Here is a 16,605-nt window from a genome sequence, read left to right as displayed (position 1 = left end):
GCGGTCAGACGGTCCGGTCGGCGGCGGTCCTCGGCTCGTGCCGGACGTCCTCGGGACGGTCGAGCTCCCGCAGCCAGCAGGCGAACTCGATCAGGACGCCGTCGGGGTCCTTGAAGTAGATCGAGCGGACGAACACGCCGTCGTGCACGTCCCGCGCGACGCCGAACTCGCTGTCGTCGTGGTTCAGCAGGACGCCGACGTCGACGCCCTTGGCGATCAGCTTGTCGCGGTATTCCTCGATCTTCTCCGGCGGGACGTCGAAGGCGATGTGGTTCATCGAGCCGACCGCCGAGAGCAGCTCGCCCCGATCCGGCAGGTCCTTCGGGGCGGACACGCCGGGCACCGGTTCGGGGGCGTCCGGGAACCAGAAGAACGCCAGCGCGTTGCCGCCCCCGCAGTCGAAGAAGAAGTGCTGGCCCCAGCCCATCGGCAGCTCGATCGTCTTGATCAGCGGCATGCCGAGGACGCCCTGGTAGAAGTCGACCGTCCGCTTCATGTCCCGGCACACCAGGGCCAGGTGGTTGACGCCGCGCAGCTCGAACTCGGAGTTGGCGCGCCCGGCGCGGTCCCCGCCGGTCCCGGTGGAGGTCATGGCATCCTCCCGCCACAGTCTCGGTAAGTGAACCCTTGCGTCCATCTTGTCAGGAATGTCGGCCGTGCAGAACCCCGTTCGGCGCATGATCCGCAGTGCCGCGGGCCGTCCCCGCCGAAGATCCGGGGAGGCGGTTTCCGGAGTGTTTCCGGCGCGGCGTGGCGGGTTCGGTCCGCGAGCCGGTACGCTCGGCCCATGCGAACCGGAACCCGCCGCCAGTGGTGGTGGCGCCGCTGAGGCGGCGCCGGTATTCGCACGTTCGACGACCAGGCGATCGCCCGCACCGGCGGTCGCCTTTCGCGTTCGTCGGCGCAGGGCCTCAACAGACGAGGGGCCACCGCGGTGGAGACCGTCCAGCAGAAGCCGCTGACCAGCGAGTTCGTGACCGCCGGGGGAGTCCGGGTGCGCCGCCTGGCCACCCCGGTCGACCCGGAGCGCAAGTCCGCCGTGCTCAACGCGCTCGTCGCCGCCGTGGGCGAGCGGCGCGGCGGCGTGCTCAGTTCCGGGATGGAGTATCCGGGCCGCTACAGCCGCTGGCACATGGCCTACGTCGATCCGTGCCTGGAGCTCGTCGCGCGCGGCCGGACGGTCGCCGCGCGGGCCCTCAACGAGCGCGGCCGGGTGCTGCTGCCCGCCGTCGCGTCCGCCCTCGCGGGCACGGGCGAGACGCGGACCCGCACCGGCGACCTGGCCGAGGTGTTCGTCCCGCCGAGCGACGAGTTCTTCACCGAGGAGCAGCGCAGCCGCCAGCCGACCGTCTTCACCGCCCTGCGCGCGGTGGTCGACCTGTTCCGCTGCGACGACCCGCACCTTGGCCTGTACGGCGCGTTCGGCTACGACCTGTCGCTCCAGTTCGAGCCGCTGCGCACCCGCCTCACCCGCCCGGACGACCAGCGCGACCTCGTGCTGCACCTGGCGGACGAGATGGTCGTCGTCGACCGCAAGCGCGAGACGTCCCACCGGCTGTCCTACGAGTTCACCGTGGACGGCGCGTCCACCGACGGCCTGGCGCGCGAGACCGCGCCGACGCCGGTCCGCGAGGCGGCGGAGCTGCCGCCGCAGCCCGTCCCCGGCGTCTACGCGCAGATGGTGCGGGAGGCGAAGGAGAAGTTCGTCCGCGGCGACCTGTTCGAGGTCACGCCCGGGCACGCGATGCACGGGCGCTGCACGAACCCGGCGGCGTTCTTCGAGCGGCTGCGCGAGACCAACCCCGCGCCCTACGAGTTCATGTTCAACCTCGGGGACGGCGAGTTCCTGGTCGGCGCGTCCCCGGAGATGTTCGTCCGGGTGAGCGGCGACCGGATCGAGACCTGCCCGATCGCCGGGACGATCCGGCGCGGCGAGGACCCCCTGGAGGACGCCGAGCAGATCCGCACGATCCTCGCGTCCGCCAAGGACGAGTCGGAACTGACGATGTGCACCGACGTGGACCGCAACGACAAGTCGCGGATCTGCGTGCCGGGCAGCGTCCGCGTCCTCGGCCGCCGCCAGATCGAGCTGTACTCGCGGCTGATCCACACCGTGGACCACATCGAGGGGCGGCTGCGTCCCGGTTTCGACGCGCTGGACGCCTTCCTCACCCACATGTGGGCGGTGACCGTCACCGGCGCGCCCAAGGCGTGGGCGATGCAGTTCATCGAGGACCACGAGGACTCGCCACGCCGCTGGTACGGCGGCGCGGTCGGCTTCGTCGGGTTCGACGGGTCGATGAACACCGGCCTGACGCTGCGCACCGCGCAGATCCGCGACGGCGTCGCGACCGTCCGGGCGGGCGCGACGCTGCTGTACGACTCCGACCCGGACGAGGAGGAGCGCGAGACGCACCTGAAGGCGAGCGCGCTGCTGCGCGCCCTCGCCACGTCCGAGGCGAGCGGGCAGGCGTTCGCCGACGAGGCCGACGAGCCCGACCGCGCGGGCGACGGCATGAAGGTGCTGCTCGTCGACCACGAGGACTCCTTCGTCAACACCCTCGCCGACTACTTCCGGCAGCAGGGCGCGGACGTCGTGACGCTGCGGCACGGCTTCCCGGTGCGGCTGCTGGACGAGCACGCCCCCGACCTGGTGGTGCTGTCGCCCGGTCCGGGCCGTCCGGCCGACTTCGCGACCTCGGCGCTGCTGGACGAGCTGGACGCGCGCCGCCTGCCCGCCTTCGGCGTGTGCCTCGGGCTCCAGGCGATGGTCGAGCACGCGGGCGGCGAGCTGGCGCTGCTGCCCGAGCCCGCGCACGGCAAGCCCGGACGCGTGGAGGTGACCGGCGGCGAGCTGTTCGCCGGGCTGCCGGGCGAGTTCACCGCCGCCCGCTACCACTCCCTGCACGCCACCCCCGAGCGGGTGAAGGGCTTCCAGGTGACCGCGCGGCTCGGGGACGTGGTGATGGCCGTCGAGGACCCGGCGCGCCGGCGGTGGGCCGTCCAGTTCCATCCCGAGTCGATCCTGACCGCGCACGGCCGCGCCGGGCACCGCGTCGTCGCCAACGCCCTGCGGCTGGCCCGGAATTCCTGACGGAGGCTGTCAGCCTTTCCTGCCAGCGTGGACGCATGACGACGAACACGCCGGCAGGAAAGCCTGGAGAAGAGCGGGCGCGGAAGCCCGAAGGGACGTTGGCGGGGGAGCTGGAAGAGAAGTCGGCGGGGAAGCCCGAAGCGGCGTTGGCCGGGAAGGTCGCGCTGGTCGCGGGCGGGACGCGCGGCGCGGGCCGCGGCATCGCGACCGAGCTCGGCGCGGCGGGCGCGACCGTCTACGTGACGGGCCGCACGACCCGCGCCGGACGGTCCGAGATGGACCGTCCGGAGACGATCGAGGAGACCGCCGAGCGCGTCACCGCGGCGGGCGGCGAGGGCGTCCCGGTGAAGGTGGACCATCTCGTCCCCGCGCAGGTCGAGGCGCTCGTGCAGCGGATCGACGCCGAGCGGGGACGCCTGGACGTCCTGGTCAACGACGTGTGGGGGAGCGACCACCTCTTCGAGTTCGGCAAGCGGATGTGGGAGCTGGACCTCGACGACGGGCTGCGCCTGCTGCGGCTCGCGGTCCACACCCACCTGATCACCAGCCATTTCGCGCTGCCGCTGCTCAACCGGAACCCCGGCGGCCTGGTCGTGGAGATCACCGACGGCACGGCCGACTTCAACGCCGCCTACCGCGCGGAGTGCGGGGTGTTCTTCGACCTGGCGAAGTGGTCGGTGCTGCGGCTCACCACGGCCCAGGCGCACGAGATCGAGCCGTTCGGCGGCACGGCCGTGGCGGTGACGCCCGGCTTCCTCCGGTCCGAGGCGATGCTGGAGCGCTTCGGCGTCACCGAGGAGAACTGGCGCGAGGGGGCGAAGATCCAGCCGGCCTTCGCGGTGTCCGAGACCCCCGCGCTGGTCGGACGCGCCGTCGCGGCCATCGCCGCCGACCGGGACCGGGCGCGCTGGAACGGCCGGTCCATGGACAGCGGCTTCCTCGCCAGGGAGTACGGCTTCACCGACGTGGACGGCAGCCGGCCCGACGTCTGGCGATACATCCGCGAGGTCGTGCAGGGCGACAAGCCGGACGTCCCGGAGGACTACCGGTAGTACCGGTAGATCGGGCTACCGGTAGAGCTTCGCCGCGCGCTCGGCGGCCTCGGCCATCCGGGCGCGCAGCCCGGCCGGTTCCAGCACCTCGACCTCGGGACCGAGCCCGAGGAGCTGCGTGAACGCGACGTCCAGGGACTCCACGGGCAGGACGGCCGTGACCCAGCCGTCCGCGTCCGGCCGCCGCGCCGCCTCCTGCGCGCGCTCGACGGCGTGGGTGTCGAGATGGAACCTCAGCGAACGGAGCCCGGCCGGGCTGAGCCGGACGGTCACCTCGTCCCGGAGCATCCCGCGCAGGAACGCCGCCGTGCTCTCCCGCCAGAACTCCGCCAGGTCGAACGCCTCGTCCCGGACGAAGTGCCCGCCCGTCGGGGCGACCTCGGTGATCCGGTCCACCCGGTAGGTGCGGTGGCCGCGCCCGATCCGCGCGACCAGGTACCAGCCGCCGTTCTTCAGCACCAGCCCGTACGGCTCGACCGTCCGGGCGACCTCCTCGTCGCGCCGCCGGTACCGGATCTCGACGCGCTCGTCCGTCCAGACGGCGCGGGCGAGATCGCGCAGCGGGGCCGGCGGCGTCGCGTCGCCGAACCAGCCGGGCGCGTCCAGGTGGAAGCGCTGCCCCGCGCGCAGCGGCGCGTCGCGGAGCACCGACGGCAGCGCCGCGCGGACCTTCAGCTCGGCGGTGGCGACCGCGTCCGCGAGGCCCATGTCCCCGGCCGGGCCGCGCAGTCCCGCCAGGAACAGCGCCTCGGCCTCCTCGCGGGTCAGGCCGGTCAGCCGCGTCCGGTAGCCGCCGAGCAGCCGGTACCCGCCGCCCGGCCCGCGGTCGGCGTACACCGGCACCCCGGCGGCCGACAGCGCCTCCACGTCCCGGTAGACCGTCCGCTCCGACACCTCCAGCTCCTCCGCCAGCTCCGCGGCGGTCATCTCGCCGCGCGACTGGAGCAGCAGGACGAGGGAGATCAGCCGGGACGCGCGCACAGCACCCATTCTGACAAGTTCGTGGCAGATACCGCGCATCGCGGTATACCGGGAGGTCGGGGCGCTGTTACGGTCGCCCGCATGCTGACCGAGAACACCCCCGTGCACGCGTTCATCGACGCGCTGCCGAAGGTGGAGCTGCACGTCCACCTCGTCGGCTCGGCGTCGGTGCCGACCGTCCTGGAGCTGTCGAACCGCCACCCGGACGGCGGCGTCCCCACCGGCGAGGCCGAGCTGGACGCGTTCTACACCTTCCGGAACTTCGCCGACTTCGCCCGCGTGTACCTCGCGGTCTCCGACCTCGTCCGCACCCCCGAGGACGTGGCGACCCTAGTGCTCGGCGCGGCCCGCGACCTCGCCGCCCAGAACGTCCGGTACTTCGAGCTGACCGTCACGCCCTACAGCCACCAGCGCGTCGGCATGCCGATGCCCGCGGTCACCGAGGCGCTGGACGACGCCGCCCGCCGCGCCCGCGCCGAGCACGGCGTCCGGCTGGCCTACATCTTCGACATCCCCGCCGAGTTCGGCGCGGACGCCGCGCGCGGCACGCTCGAGCACGCCGTCCGGCACCCGCCGGAGGCGCTGGTCGGGTTCGGCATCGGCGGCATGGAGGAGGTCCGGCCCGCGCACCGCGACGCCTTCCGCGACGCGTTCGCCGCCGCCCGCGCCGCCGGGCTGCGCAGCCTGCCGCACGGCGGCGAGATGACCGGCCCGGAGACCATCTGGGAGTGCCTGGACCACTACGGCGCCGAGCGCATCGGCCACGGCATCAACTGCCTCGCCGACCCCGAGCTCGTCGCCGTCCTGCGCGACCGGCAGATCCCCCTGGAGGTCTGCCCGACGTCGAACGTCCGCACCGGGCAGGTCCCCGACCTCGCTTCTCACCCGCTGCCCCGGCTGCTGGAGGAGGGCCTGTTCGTCACGCTGAACAGCGACGACCCGCCCATGTTCGACACCACGCTCACGGGCGAGTACCGCGTCGCCGCGGACGTGTTCGGCCTCGGCGTGGACGACCTGGCCGGGCTCGCCCGCAACGCGGTCACCGCGTCCTGCCTGGACGCGGCCGACCGGAAGGCGATCCTGGACGAGATCGACACCGTCACCGCGCCCTGACGGCGAGGGCGGAGGCGCCGAGCGCGGGACCGGCGGCGGATCAGCCCCAGGCCATCCGCCGCCACGGGCTCGCCGGGTCGGTCGTCAGGATGCGGTGCCCCTCCAGCGAGCGCAGGTACCACTCGCCGAACTCGCCGTCGTCGAACCGCAGCATCCGGCCCAGGACGTACCCGGCGGAGAACTCCTCCCAGGAGTCGTAGGTGCGGTACGCGCGGTACCCGGCGGTCAGCGAGCAGTCCTGCGCCGCCTCCCCGTCGCAGTACCCGGCGTTGAGCCCCCACCGGGCCATGTTCACCGCCCGGCCGAAGTCGTACCCGTACACGCTGGTCACGTGGCCGTGCGGGCGCAGCAGGCCGTCCGCGCGGAACCGGTCCTCGTAGCGCCGCACCTGGTCCGCCAGCTCCTCCAGCTGCGCGACCGTCTTGGCCGAGATGTCCCGCTCGCCGCACCAGCGGCGGATCTCCCGCGTCCAGGCCCCGGCGTCCGGCCGGCGGCAGTCGAGGACCACCTGGATCGCCGGGTCGCTGTTCTCGGCGTCCAGCAGCCGGTCGATCTGCTCCCGCCAGCTCTTCGGGTCGGTGACGTCCCAGTCGCGGGCCAGCAGCTTCCGGTTGTGCTCCGGGCCGTCCGGGTCGGCGAGGGTGTTCCACGGGACGCCGTTGCCGACCGCCAGGTGCGCGCCCACCGCCAGCGCGTGCGCGAGCTTGCCCCACGCCGGCGCCTCCGGATCGGTGATCAGCACGTCGTGGTCCCGGTCCGGACGCCGCTCGGCCTCCGACAGCATCTCCGCCACGCGCCGGTACGCGTCCCCGCCGTGGACGAGCCGCGCCAGCAGATCGCGCAGCGGGCCCGCCGCGCCCCGGCCCGCGTCCCGCAGGATCAGCCGTCCCGCGCGGACCGCCGCCCGCTCCGCCCGCACCGTGTCCCCGGCCGCCTGGTAGGCCGCCATCGCCGCCCACGCCCGGCGGGCCGCCTCGCCGGTCAGGCCCGCCTCCGCCAGCACCTCGGCCGCGACCGCGGCCAGCTCCGCGCCCGCCGGGCCCGGCGGCAGCGACGCCGCCGCGTGCTCGGCCGCCGCGAGGATCTCCAGCGCCCGGTCCGTCCGGCCCTGCACCGCCAGCGCGTGCGCCTGCCGCGCCCGCGCCAGCACCGCCGCCGGCAGCTCCCGCCGCTCCTCCAGCACCGCGGCCGCCTCCGCGTAGGCGGCGGCCGCCTCGTCAGTGCGACCCGTCCGGTCGTACCGCCGCGCCCGCTCCAGCAACGCCCGTGGGTCGATCATGGCGGTCAGCGTAGCGGGACCGCCGCCACCTCCACGCGGGTGTCGTGGAACACCGGGCCCGCGCCGAGGTCGGTCGTCCGCTCGGCCACCACCGCGTTCGCGTTCGCGCCGCCCGACAGCCGCGGCCAGTACCCCTTGGTCGTCGCCGCGACGCCCGGACGGACCTCGTCGGTCACCGCGACGGTCCCCTCGAACGCGCCGCGCTCGTTGCTCACCCGCACCCGGTCGCCGTCCGCGATGCCCCGCGCCGCCGCGTCGTCCGGGTGCAGCCGCAGCACCGGGCCGCCGTCCGCGCGCCGCCGCAGCTCCGCGTTCTCCCCGAACATGCTGTTGAGGAAGAAGTGCGACGCCGCGGAGATCAGGATCAGCGGGTACCTCTCCGCCCGCTCCGCGTCCGCGCCCTCGCCGGACGGCACGTACCCGGCGAGCGGATCGTGCCCGAGCGCCGCCGCCGTCTCCGACCGGAACTCCAGCCTCCCCGAAGGCGTCGGGAAGCCGTCCGCGTACGGCAGGAACGGATCGGGCACCGCCAGCCGGACGAAGCCCTCCTTCCGCAGCCGGTCCAGGGTGATGCCCTCCAGGTACGGATGGCCGCCCGACAGCGCCTGCTCGGCCAGCTCCTCGTCCGACTCGAACAGCGCGGGCTCCGTCATCCCCATGCGCCGCGCGAGCCGCCGGAACGTCTCGGTCGTCGGCAGGCACTCGCCGGAAGGCGCGACGGCGGGCTCGTTCCACGCCAGGTACAGGTGCCCGTACCCGTCGTGGAGATCGGCGTGCTCGTGCTGCATCGTCGCGGGCAGGACGATGTCGGCGTACGCCGCCGTGTCCGTCGGGAACTGCTCCAGGACCACGGTGAACAGGTCGTCCCTGGCGAGGCCCCGCCGCACGCGGTTCTGGTCCGGCGCGCTCGCCACCGGGTTCGCCGCGATCACGAACAGCGCCTTCACGGGCGGATCGTCCAGGTCGAGCAGGCCCTCCGCCAGCCGCGACATCGACAGCCGCCGAACCGGACCGGGGCGCAGGTCGTCCCGGTGCAGGGCCGCCTTGTTCAGCGGGACGTGCCCGGACGTCGAGTACGACAGCCCGCCCCCGCGCAGCTTCCAGTCGCCCGTGATCCCCGGCAGGCACGCCAGCGTCCGCAGCGCCGACCCGCCTCCGCCGTGCCGCTGCAGCCCCTGCGTCGCCCGGATCGCCGTCGGACGCGTCCGGGCGATCCGCTCGCCCAGCGCCACGATCCGGTCCGCCGGGATCCCGGTGATCGTCGCCGCGACCCCCGGCGGGAACGCCGCGATCCGCTCCCGGAACTCCTCCCAGCCCAGCGTGTGATCGCGCAGGAAGTCCCGGTCCTGCGCGCCCAGCCCCACGATCACGTTCATCAGGGCCAGCGCCAGCGCCGCGTCCGTGCCCGGGATCGGCGCCAGGTGCTCGTCCGCCTGCCGTGCCGTCCGCGTCGCCACCGGGTCGATCGCCACGACGTACGCGCCCTCGCGCCGCGCCGCCTGCACGAACTTCCACAGGTGGTGCCCGCTGGTCAGCGTGTTCGTCCCCCACAGGACGATCAGCCGCGCGTGCGCGAGGTCCTCAGGGTCGAGCCCGCCCGCCGACCCCATCGCCAGCTCCAGCCCCGCGCCGCCCGCCGCCGAGCACATGTCCGCCCGGTGCGCCGAGGCGCCCAGCACGTTGAAGAACCGCCGTCCGGCCTGGCCCTCCAGCCCCTGGACGTACCCGAGCGTCCCCATGCCCCAGTACGGCCACACGGCCTCACCGCCGAACTCTTCGACGACGCTCCCGAGCCGCTCGGCGATCTCGTCGAGCGCCTCGTCCCACGAGATCCGCTCGAACCGCCCCTCGCCCTTCGCCCCGACCCGCCGCAGCGGATGCAGGATCCGGTCGTCCTGCCCGGCCCGCTCCAGCCACCGGTTCACCTTCGTGCACAGCGCGCCCCGCGTGTACGGATGCGCCGGGTTGCCCCGCAGCCCGACCGCCTCCCCGTCCCGGACGGTCACCACCCACGAGCACCCGTCCGGGCAGTCCAACGGGCAGGCACCCAGCACCTTCAGCTCGGACATCCGCTACCGACCCCTCCTGAACGCGACCTTCCCCATCAGTCTGGTGCATCATCGTCAGTACCGACACCGTGCGACGCACGTTACGCCGCGCCGGGCCGGGACTGTCGGCGCCCCCGGCTAGAGTTTCCGAGGCCGTTCAGAAGGGCCGTACGGAAGCAGCAGGAGGGGGATCGGCGTGTCCGCAGACGACGCATTCGACATCGAGTTCCGCAGCGACGTGGAGGTGGAACTGATCAAGTCCGCCGCGTCGGACGCCGACGTCCTGTGGGCGGCGCGCGTCTCCACCAAGGGCGAGAGCTCCCTCGCCGAGATCGAGGCCGACCCCGAGCGCTCCCGCGGCCTGATCAACTACCTCATGCGCGACCGCCACGGCACCCCCTTCGAGCACTCCTCCCTGACCTTCTACGTCAAGGCCCCCATCTTCGTCTTCCGCGAGTTCATGCGTCACCGCACCTTCTCTTACAACGAGGAGTCGGGGCGGTATCGCAAGCTGGAGCCGGTCTTCTACGTCCCCGGCCCCGAGCGCAAGCTCGTCCAGGAGGGCAGGCCGGGCAAGTACGTCTTCGTGGACGGCACCCCCGAGCAGCACAAGCTCGTGACCGAGGCCGCCGAGGAGAGCTACCGCCAGAGCTACCGGGCGTACCTGGAGATGCTCGACGCGGGCGTCGCCCGCGAGGTCGCCCGCACCGTCCTCCCGGTCGGGCTGTACTCCTCGATGTACGCCACCTGCAACGCCCGCGCCCTGATGAACTTCCTGTCCCTGCGCACCAAGCGCGAGGACTCGACCTTCCCGTCCTTCCCGCAGCGCGAGATCGAGATGGTCGCCGAGAAGATGGAGGAGCAGTGGGCGGCCCTGATGCCCCTCACCCACGCCGCCTTCGAGGCCAACGGCCGCGTCTGCCCCTGACCTCCGCCGGGGGCCGCGGCGGCTCCTGACGTCCGCCGGTTCGCCCGCCCCCGCCCGGCCCGTCCGCATGTGGCCCTCGACACGTGAGGCGGCCGTGTCCTGCCGGTTCGCCCGAGCAGGGCGGATTGGGGCTGGGCAGGGGTGGACGGATGGGGGAGGGTGCTGGCATGCCGGAGATCAGGATTTCCCGTGACCTGCCCGCTTACCTGGCCGTGCCCGAGGGGGAGGGGCCCTGGCCCGCGGTGGTCATCTTGTTCGAGGCGTTCGGCGACAACACGGACATGCGGGCGCAGGCGGACCGGTTCGCCGCACGCGGCTACCTCGCGGTACTGCCGGACCTCTACGAGGGTCGGCCTTGGCTGCGCTGCGTGCGGAAGGCGTTCCGGGACATGTTCGCCCGGCGGGGCCCCACGTTCGCGCACATCGAGGCGGCGCGGCGGTGGGCGGCCGGGCGGGACGACTGCACGGGACGGGTCGGGGTCGTCGGGTTCTGCATGGGCGGCGGGTTCGCGCTGGTCGCGGCGGCGAAACTCGATTTCCATGCGGCGGCGGCCAACTACGGGATCGTTCCCCGGCACGCCGAGCGGGTGCTCGAAGGGGCCTGCCCGATCGTCGCGACCTACGGCGGAGCGGACCGGACGCTCTCGGGCGCGGCGGCGAAGCTGGAGCGGGCCCTGACCGTGCTCGACGTCCCGCACGACGTGAAGGAGTATCCGGGAGCCGGGCACGGCTTCCTCACCGATTCGGAGGTGCTGGTACCGCAGCCGCTCACCATGGTCGCCCGGGTGGTGCTCGGAATCGGCAAGGGCAAGGAGCAGGCGCCCGAGGCGTGGGAGCGGATCCTCAAGTTCCTGGACGGACGGCTCGAAAACGGATCTACAACGTAAAGGCGCCAGCCGGCGAATCCACGGCGAATCCACGACGTCCGGGGCATTACCCCTCAGGTCATCGTGTTCCTGACGTGGGTGTCGATAACGTCTGCGACGTGATGACCACCACGTACTCCGAGCCCTCGACGTCCTCCTCCTACGGCGACGCCCGCCCGATCGGCGAGCAGCTGCGCGCCTGGCGGCAGCGCCGCAGGCTGAGCCAGCTCGAACTGGCGTCCGAGGCGGACGTCTCGACCCGGCACCTGAGCTTCGTCGAGACCGGGCGCTCGGCGCCGAGCCGCGACATGGTGCTGCGCCTGGCGGAGCACCTCGACGTGCCGCTCCGCGACCGCAACCTGCTGCTGGTCGCGGCCGGATACGCGCCGATGTACTCCGAGACGCCCATGGAGGAGCCCCGGATGGACGCGGTGCGCGGCGCGCTGCGTCAGGTCCTGGACGGCCACCAGCCCTACCCCGCGGTCGTCGTGGACCGCTTCTGGAACCTGGTCGACGCCAACGAGGCGGCGTCGATCTTCACCGACCTCGCGCCGCCGCACCTGCTGGAACCGCCGCTGAACGTGCTGCGGCTGAGCATGCACCCGGACGGCATCGCCCAGTACATCCTCAACCTGGGCGAGTGGCGCGCGCACATGGTCGACCGCGTCCGCCGCCACGTCGCCCTCACCGCCGACCCGGCCCTGGAACGCCTCTACAAGGAGCTCCGCGACTTCCCCGGCTCGGACCCCCTGGAAGAGGCGGCCGTCCCGTCGACCGGCCACGACGTCTTCGTCCCCCTCCGCATCCGGGTGGACGGCGCGGACCTCTCCTTCTTCAGCACCATCGCCACCTTCGGCACCCCCGTCGACATCACCGTCGCCGAACTGGCGATCGAGTCCTTCTACCCGGCCGACGCGACGACCTCCGACTACCTCCGGACCCGCGCCGGCTGGTGACCTCTCCCGCTGAACGGGTCACGGCATCGGGCACTTCCGGGCGGCAGCGGGTGTTCAGGCGGAGCTCGTGGGGCGGGTGGAGACGCGGTAGTCGGCGCGCCGCAGGATCTCTTCCGCGTCGTCGAGCGGCGGGTAGATCCACTGGGTGTTGACCTGCTGCTTGCGCGCCTTGGCGACCGCTCCGGTGGTGTGGACGATCCGGTCCCAGCCCCGGGCGGTCACGGCGCCGGCGTCGCCCAGGTCCAGGCAGACGACGTAGGGGTCGGGCGTGAACGGCACCAGGGGTATGCCGAGCAGGTCGGCCGCGACGTTGTGCCCGGCATGGCGTCCCAGTTGCAGGGCGTGCTGGCAGCTCGGCATGACCGTGTGCGTCTCGTCCGCGGGGGCCGCGGCCGTGTCGCCCGCCGCGTACACGCCGGTCACGCCGCGGACCCGCAGGTACTCGTCGGTCACGAGGCGTCCGATCCGGTCGCGGTCGCCCGGGACGGCTCGCGTCAGCGGGCTGGCCTGGACGCCCGCCGTCCACACGACGGTCCGGGCGGCGATCCAGGTCCCGTCGGAGAGCCGGACCCCGCGGCGCTCCACCTTCTCGACGGTGGCGCCCAGGTGCCGTTCGATCCCGAGCTCATCGAGCGCCGCGGTGATCGCGGGCCGGGGGCCGGGCCCGAGTTCGGGGCCGATGTCCGGTGCGCGCTCGACCAGGACGACGCGCACCTGTTCGGCGTCACCGCTGATGTCGCGCAACCGGCCGACCAGCTCGGTGGCGACCTCCAGGCCGGTGAATCCCGCGCCGACGACCACGGCGGTGAATCGGCCCTCGCCCGGCTCGTCCGGCAACGCGTGGAGATGGGCGTCCAGGGCGATGGCGGAGTCCAGCGTGTCCACGTCGTGGAGCCATTCGGCGCCGGGCATCGAAGGCCGCACCAGCCGGCTGCCGGTGGCGAGGACGAGCCGCTCGTACCCGAGCTCGCTCTCGCGTCCTTCGGCGATGACGGTGACGCGGCGCCGGACGGTGTCGACATCGGTGACGTGCGCGGCATGCCGCCGCACGCCGATCGGGCGCAGCACCCGATCCAGCGGCACCCGCTTGTCCCCGGGCCGGGCCTCGTACAGGCGCGGCCGTATGACCATGTCGTCGCTCGCCGACACGAGCGTCACGCGGTCGCCGCCGAGCAGCCGCGCGGCGCCCGCCGCGCTCCACACTCCGGCGAACCCGCCGCCCAGCACCAGCACATCCGGCATGACGAGATCTCCCTCTTGATCCAGTGATTCCGCGGACCGGCGCTCGGGCGCGTCCGCGCGGTCGTGAGAAGGCGTCGTGCTCAGAAGGCACGCACGTGCAGGAGCTTGTCGGGGTTGCGGACGAAGTCCACGCAGGTCACCCGGCCGTCGGCCACGGCGACCGCCATCACGCCCGTCACCGCGCTCCGGTGCGTGCGCAGCAGTCCGGCCCGCCCGTTCACCGTGACGGGCCGAAGCGCCGAGTCGGGTTGGCGCCGGGCGATACCGGCGAGGTAGCGGGCGACCCGCTCGGCACCGTGCAGGGGCCTGCGGGCCGCGCTCACCACGCCACCACCGTCGCTGCGCAGCACGACGTCGCTGTCCAGCAGCGTGAGCAGCGAGGCGAGGTCACCGGTGGCGCACGCCGTGGCGAACGCGGACACGACCTGCTCCTGCTCCGCCAGCGAAGCCTCGAAGCGAGGCGCCCGAGCGGCGGCGTACCTGCGCGCTCGCGCGGCGAGCTGGCGGCAGGCCGGCGCGCTCCGTCCGACGACCCGCCCGACCTCGTCGAACGGCAGACCGAACACGTCGTGCAACACGAACGCCGTGCGCTCGGCGGGCGTGAGCGATTCCAGCACCACCAGCATCGCCATGCTCAGCGTCTCGTCGAAGGTGACCCGATCGGCGGGGTCGGCCGCGGCGTCCGGACGGGACGGCCCCGCCGCGGCGACCACGGGCTCGGGCAGCCAGGGCCCGACGTACTCCTCGCGGCGGTACCGGGCCGACTTCAGCACGTCCCGGGCGATCCGCGAGACCGTCACGATCAGCCAGCCGGTCGGGTCCTCGATCCGGTCGGGGTCGGTGCTGCACAGGCGCAGCCATGCCTCCTGGACCACGTCCTCGGCCTCGTCCACGCTGCCGAGCAGCGCGTAGGCCACGCCCATCAACCGGCCTCGGATCGCTTCGAACGCGGCCGGCACCTCGTCCTCGTCCTTCATGTCAAGAGGACGAGGTAGCCCCGCGGGATGTGACAGCTCGCAGGTACCGGGCGGCAGGCGGCGGATTCGGCGACGCGGTCACGAGCGATCGGAGTGGGTGGGAGCGGCTCCGGCGGTGACGGGTTCGGGGGTCGGTGCGGCGGGTTGAGGGGTTGGTGCGGCGGGTTGGGGGGTTGGTGCGGTGGGTTCGGAAGCCGGTGCGGTGGCTTCGGACGCTCGTGCGGTGGCTTCGGCTGGTTCGGGAGCGGTGTGACCGGCGATGGGGCAGACGGAGGGCGGCGTTCGGTCGTGGGCGCGGCGCGCGAGTTCTTCGCGCTGCTCGGCTTCGAGCAGGTCGTGGTGGATGCGCTCCGGCGGGACGCCGAGCTCGTGGAGCCTGGTCGCGGTGGAGCGGATCATCGCGGCGGGGCCGGCGATGTAGACGTCGTGGTCGGACCAGTCGCGGAACCGGTCGAGGACCTCGGCGGCGGTGCCGGGCAGCGCGTTGACGCCGGACGAGCCGTCGCCGTCCCGGGCGTCCGACAGGACGGGGACGACCCGCAGCCACGGGCAGGACGATTCGAGCAGGCGCAGTTCGGCCAGGTCGTAGAGGTCGCGTTCGGTGCGGGCGGCGAACAGCAGGTGCACCTCGCGGTGGCGTCCGGCGGACGCGGCCTGCTCGGCGATCGCCCTGAGCGGCGCCAGGCCGGTGCCTCCGGCGACCAGGAGCAGGTCGCGGCCGGGGTCGGCGGTGAGCGTCATGGTCCCGAGCGCGGGACCGAGCAGGAGCGTGTCGCCGACGCCGGTGTGCCGGACGAGCGCGCCGCTGACCCAGCCGCCCGGGATCGCCCGGACGTGCAGCCGGAGGAGCCCGTCCGCGCGCGGCGCGTTAGCGATCGAGTACGGCCGCCAGACGCGGGGCCAGCGCGCCGTCTGGACGGTGATGTACTGGCCGGCCGAGAACCGCAGCGGCTGGCTCGGGCGCAGCGTCAGGACGGCGATGTCGGACGTGCGGCGCTCGTGCTCGACCACCTCGGCGACCCACCAGGGCGGGGCGTACCGGGCGTCCTGCTCGGCGGAGGCGATCATGATCTCGGCGGCGGCGTCGAAGGCGGTGGACCAGGCGGCCTCGGTCGCGGCCGTCCAGGCCTCGCCGGAGAACCGGCGCATCGTGGCGAGCAGGGCCGCGCGGACGGCGGGGTAGTGCTCGGGCCGGACGCCGAACTTGCGGTGGTCGCGGCCCAGTGCGCTCAGGTAGTGGGCCAGGGAGTCGGGGCTGTCCAGGCTCCACACGAGGGTGGTGAGCGCGTGGAACAGCCGGTCGCGCTGGAGGTCCATGGCGGGTGGGAACAGCGTGCGAAGTCGTGGATTCTCGGCGAATAACCGACCGTAGAAATAGGCCGTGGCGCGTTCTCCGTCCGGTTCGATGTGGCTGAAACTCTCTTTGACGATCCGGGGTTCCAGGGACATTGTCGAGTTTCGCCCCCCAGCTTTTCTCGGACCGGACGCCGATGTTCCCCGGCGCTTCGGGCGCCCTCGGCTTTGTCCGGCTGTCCGAGATTCTCGCACCGGGGAGCGATGATTCTCAACCGTTTCGCGCCAACTGCCGTGCATTACGTCGAAGAGTGATCGGCGCATCATTCTACGTAATCGAGAATCATCGGTCACGAGGATGCATACTGATCGGTATTGGCACCTTCGCGGAGCGGACGTCAGGACGGGCCCCGCGAGCCGTGGAGGGCTTTCGCGATTATCCGGACGGGCCGGGACGGCGGCGTAAGTCCGGCCACTCGGTGGGCGTTTCTCTACCCCGGTATGAGGTTGCAGATTTCGGGGCGAGGGTCCATGGCCGCCCGGAACCGGCTCGGCCGCGGCCCCGTCCGACGGGACGCGATGTCGGATGCGAGGTTGGACCGGCGTATGGCCGTTGGCCTGCGGATATCGGGACGATGCGGCAAGCTTGCCCGGTAGCGGGGCCAAGTGGGGTGGACGGCCAACGTCGCGCATGAAGCATCATGGCCCCGCGAATGCGGGAAAAGCGCCGCACTTCGGAAGTGCGGCGAGGTCCCGAAGGCAGGGAGGGAAAGCGC

13 protein-coding genes are annotated in these 16,605 nt (G+C 73.1%); 6 read left to right on the top strand and 7 right to left on the bottom strand.

Features of this window, described 5'->3' with window-relative positions:
• Nucleotides 1–4: 4 nt before the first annotated feature.
• Complete coding sequence (locus ACFPCY_RS41570) at nt 5–592, bottom strand: VOC family protein (protein WP_378265136.1); 588 nt, start codon at nt 590–592, stop codon at nt 5–7.
• 342 nt (nt 593–934) lie between these two features.
• On the opposite strand from ACFPCY_RS41570, the gene ACFPCY_RS41565 reads away from it, so the two are divergent.
• Together ACFPCY_RS41565 and ACFPCY_RS41560 are read left to right on the top strand one after the other, a co-directional pair.
• Nucleotides 935–3,094, top strand: a complete 2,160-nt coding sequence (locus ACFPCY_RS41565) for an anthranilate synthase component I (protein WP_378265134.1) — start codon at nt 935–937, stop codon at nt 3,092–3,094.
• A 35-nt stretch (nt 3,095–3,129) separates the two neighbouring features.
• Nucleotides 3,130–4,146 carry an SDR family oxidoreductase gene (locus tag ACFPCY_RS41560; RefSeq protein WP_378265132.1) on the top strand — a complete coding sequence of 339 codons (1,017 nt, stop codon included), beginning with the start codon at nt 3,130–3,132 and terminating at the stop codon, nt 4,144–4,146.
• Between the two features lie 15 nt (nt 4,147–4,161).
• On the opposite strand, the gene ACFPCY_RS41555 is transcribed toward ACFPCY_RS41560, so the two are convergent.
• Nucleotides 4,162–5,127, bottom strand: a complete 966-nt coding sequence (locus ACFPCY_RS41555; protein WP_378265219.1) for a helix-turn-helix transcriptional regulator — start codon at nt 5,125–5,127, stop codon at nt 4,162–4,164.
• Between the two features lie 81 nt (nt 5,128–5,208).
• Between ACFPCY_RS41555 and add the strand changes: the two genes are divergently transcribed.
• Entirely contained in the window at nt 5,209–6,240 is a 1,032-nt protein-coding gene (gene add / locus ACFPCY_RS41550) for an adenosine deaminase (RefSeq protein ID WP_378265130.1), read from the top strand.
• A gap of 40 nt (nt 6,241–6,280) precedes the next feature.
• Here add and ACFPCY_RS41545 read toward each other — a convergent pair whose 3' ends face one another.
• Both ACFPCY_RS41545 and ACFPCY_RS41540 read right to left on the bottom strand, forming a co-directional pair.
• Complete coding sequence (locus ACFPCY_RS41545; RefSeq protein ID WP_378265128.1) at nt 6,281–7,519, bottom strand: DUF1266 domain-containing protein; 1,239 nt, start codon at nt 7,517–7,519, stop codon at nt 6,281–6,283.
• A 5-nt stretch (nt 7,520–7,524) separates the two neighbouring features.
• The gene (locus tag ACFPCY_RS41540; RefSeq protein WP_378265126.1) at nt 7,525–9,588 is read right to left on the bottom strand and encodes a molybdopterin-containing oxidoreductase family protein; all 2,064 of its coding nucleotides are present in this window, start codon (nt 9,586–9,588) and stop codon (nt 7,525–7,527) included.
• Nucleotides 9,589–9,763: 175 nt separating this feature from the next.
• On the opposite strand from ACFPCY_RS41540, the gene thyX reads away from it, so the two are divergent.
• The 3 genes from thyX to ACFPCY_RS41525 all read left to right on the top strand — a co-directional run bounded on the left by thyX (nt 9,764) and on the right by ACFPCY_RS41525 (nt 12,317).
• Nucleotides 9,764–10,495: an FAD-dependent thymidylate synthase gene (gene thyX / locus ACFPCY_RS41535; protein ID WP_378265124.1), complete on the top strand. Its 732-nt coding sequence runs from the start codon at nt 9,764–9,766 to the stop codon at nt 10,493–10,495.
• A gap of 167 nt (nt 10,496–10,662) precedes the next feature.
• Entirely contained in the window at nt 10,663–11,382 is a 720-nt protein-coding gene (locus ACFPCY_RS41530; protein WP_378265122.1) for a dienelactone hydrolase family protein, read from the top strand.
• Between the two features lie 101 nt (nt 11,383–11,483).
• Nucleotides 11,484–12,317, top strand: a complete 834-nt coding sequence (locus tag ACFPCY_RS41525) for a helix-turn-helix domain-containing protein (RefSeq protein ID WP_378265217.1) — start codon at nt 11,484–11,486, stop codon at nt 12,315–12,317.
• A 54-nt stretch (nt 12,318–12,371) separates the two neighbouring features.
• On the opposite strand, the gene ACFPCY_RS41520 is transcribed toward ACFPCY_RS41525, so the two are convergent.
• The 3 genes from ACFPCY_RS41520 to ACFPCY_RS41510 form a co-directional block, all read right to left on the bottom strand.
• Entirely contained in the window at nt 12,372–13,559 is a 1,188-nt protein-coding gene (locus ACFPCY_RS41520; RefSeq protein ID WP_378265120.1) for an NAD(P)/FAD-dependent oxidoreductase, read from the bottom strand.
• A gap of 80 nt (nt 13,560–13,639) precedes the next feature.
• Nucleotides 13,640–14,536: an RNA polymerase sigma factor SigJ gene (sigJ, locus tag ACFPCY_RS41515; protein WP_378265118.1), complete on the bottom strand. Its 897-nt coding sequence runs from the start codon at nt 14,534–14,536 to the stop codon at nt 13,640–13,642.
• Nucleotides 14,537–14,614: 78 nt separating this feature from the next.
• A complete protein-coding gene (locus ACFPCY_RS41510; protein ID WP_378265116.1) occupies nt 14,615–15,985 on the bottom strand; it encodes a globin domain-containing protein in 1,371 nt (456 codons plus the stop codon).
• Nucleotides 15,986–16,605 lie beyond the last annotated feature (620 nt).

Origin of the sequence: Actinomadura gamaensis (assembly GCF_042652125.1) — a bacterium.
Classification (GTDB): domain Bacteria; phylum Actinomycetota; class Actinomycetes; order Streptosporangiales; family Streptosporangiaceae; genus Spirillospora; species Spirillospora gamaensis.
The sequence above is the reverse complement of the archived record's forward strand: the minus strand, read 5'-3'. Positions and strand labels throughout refer to the sequence as shown.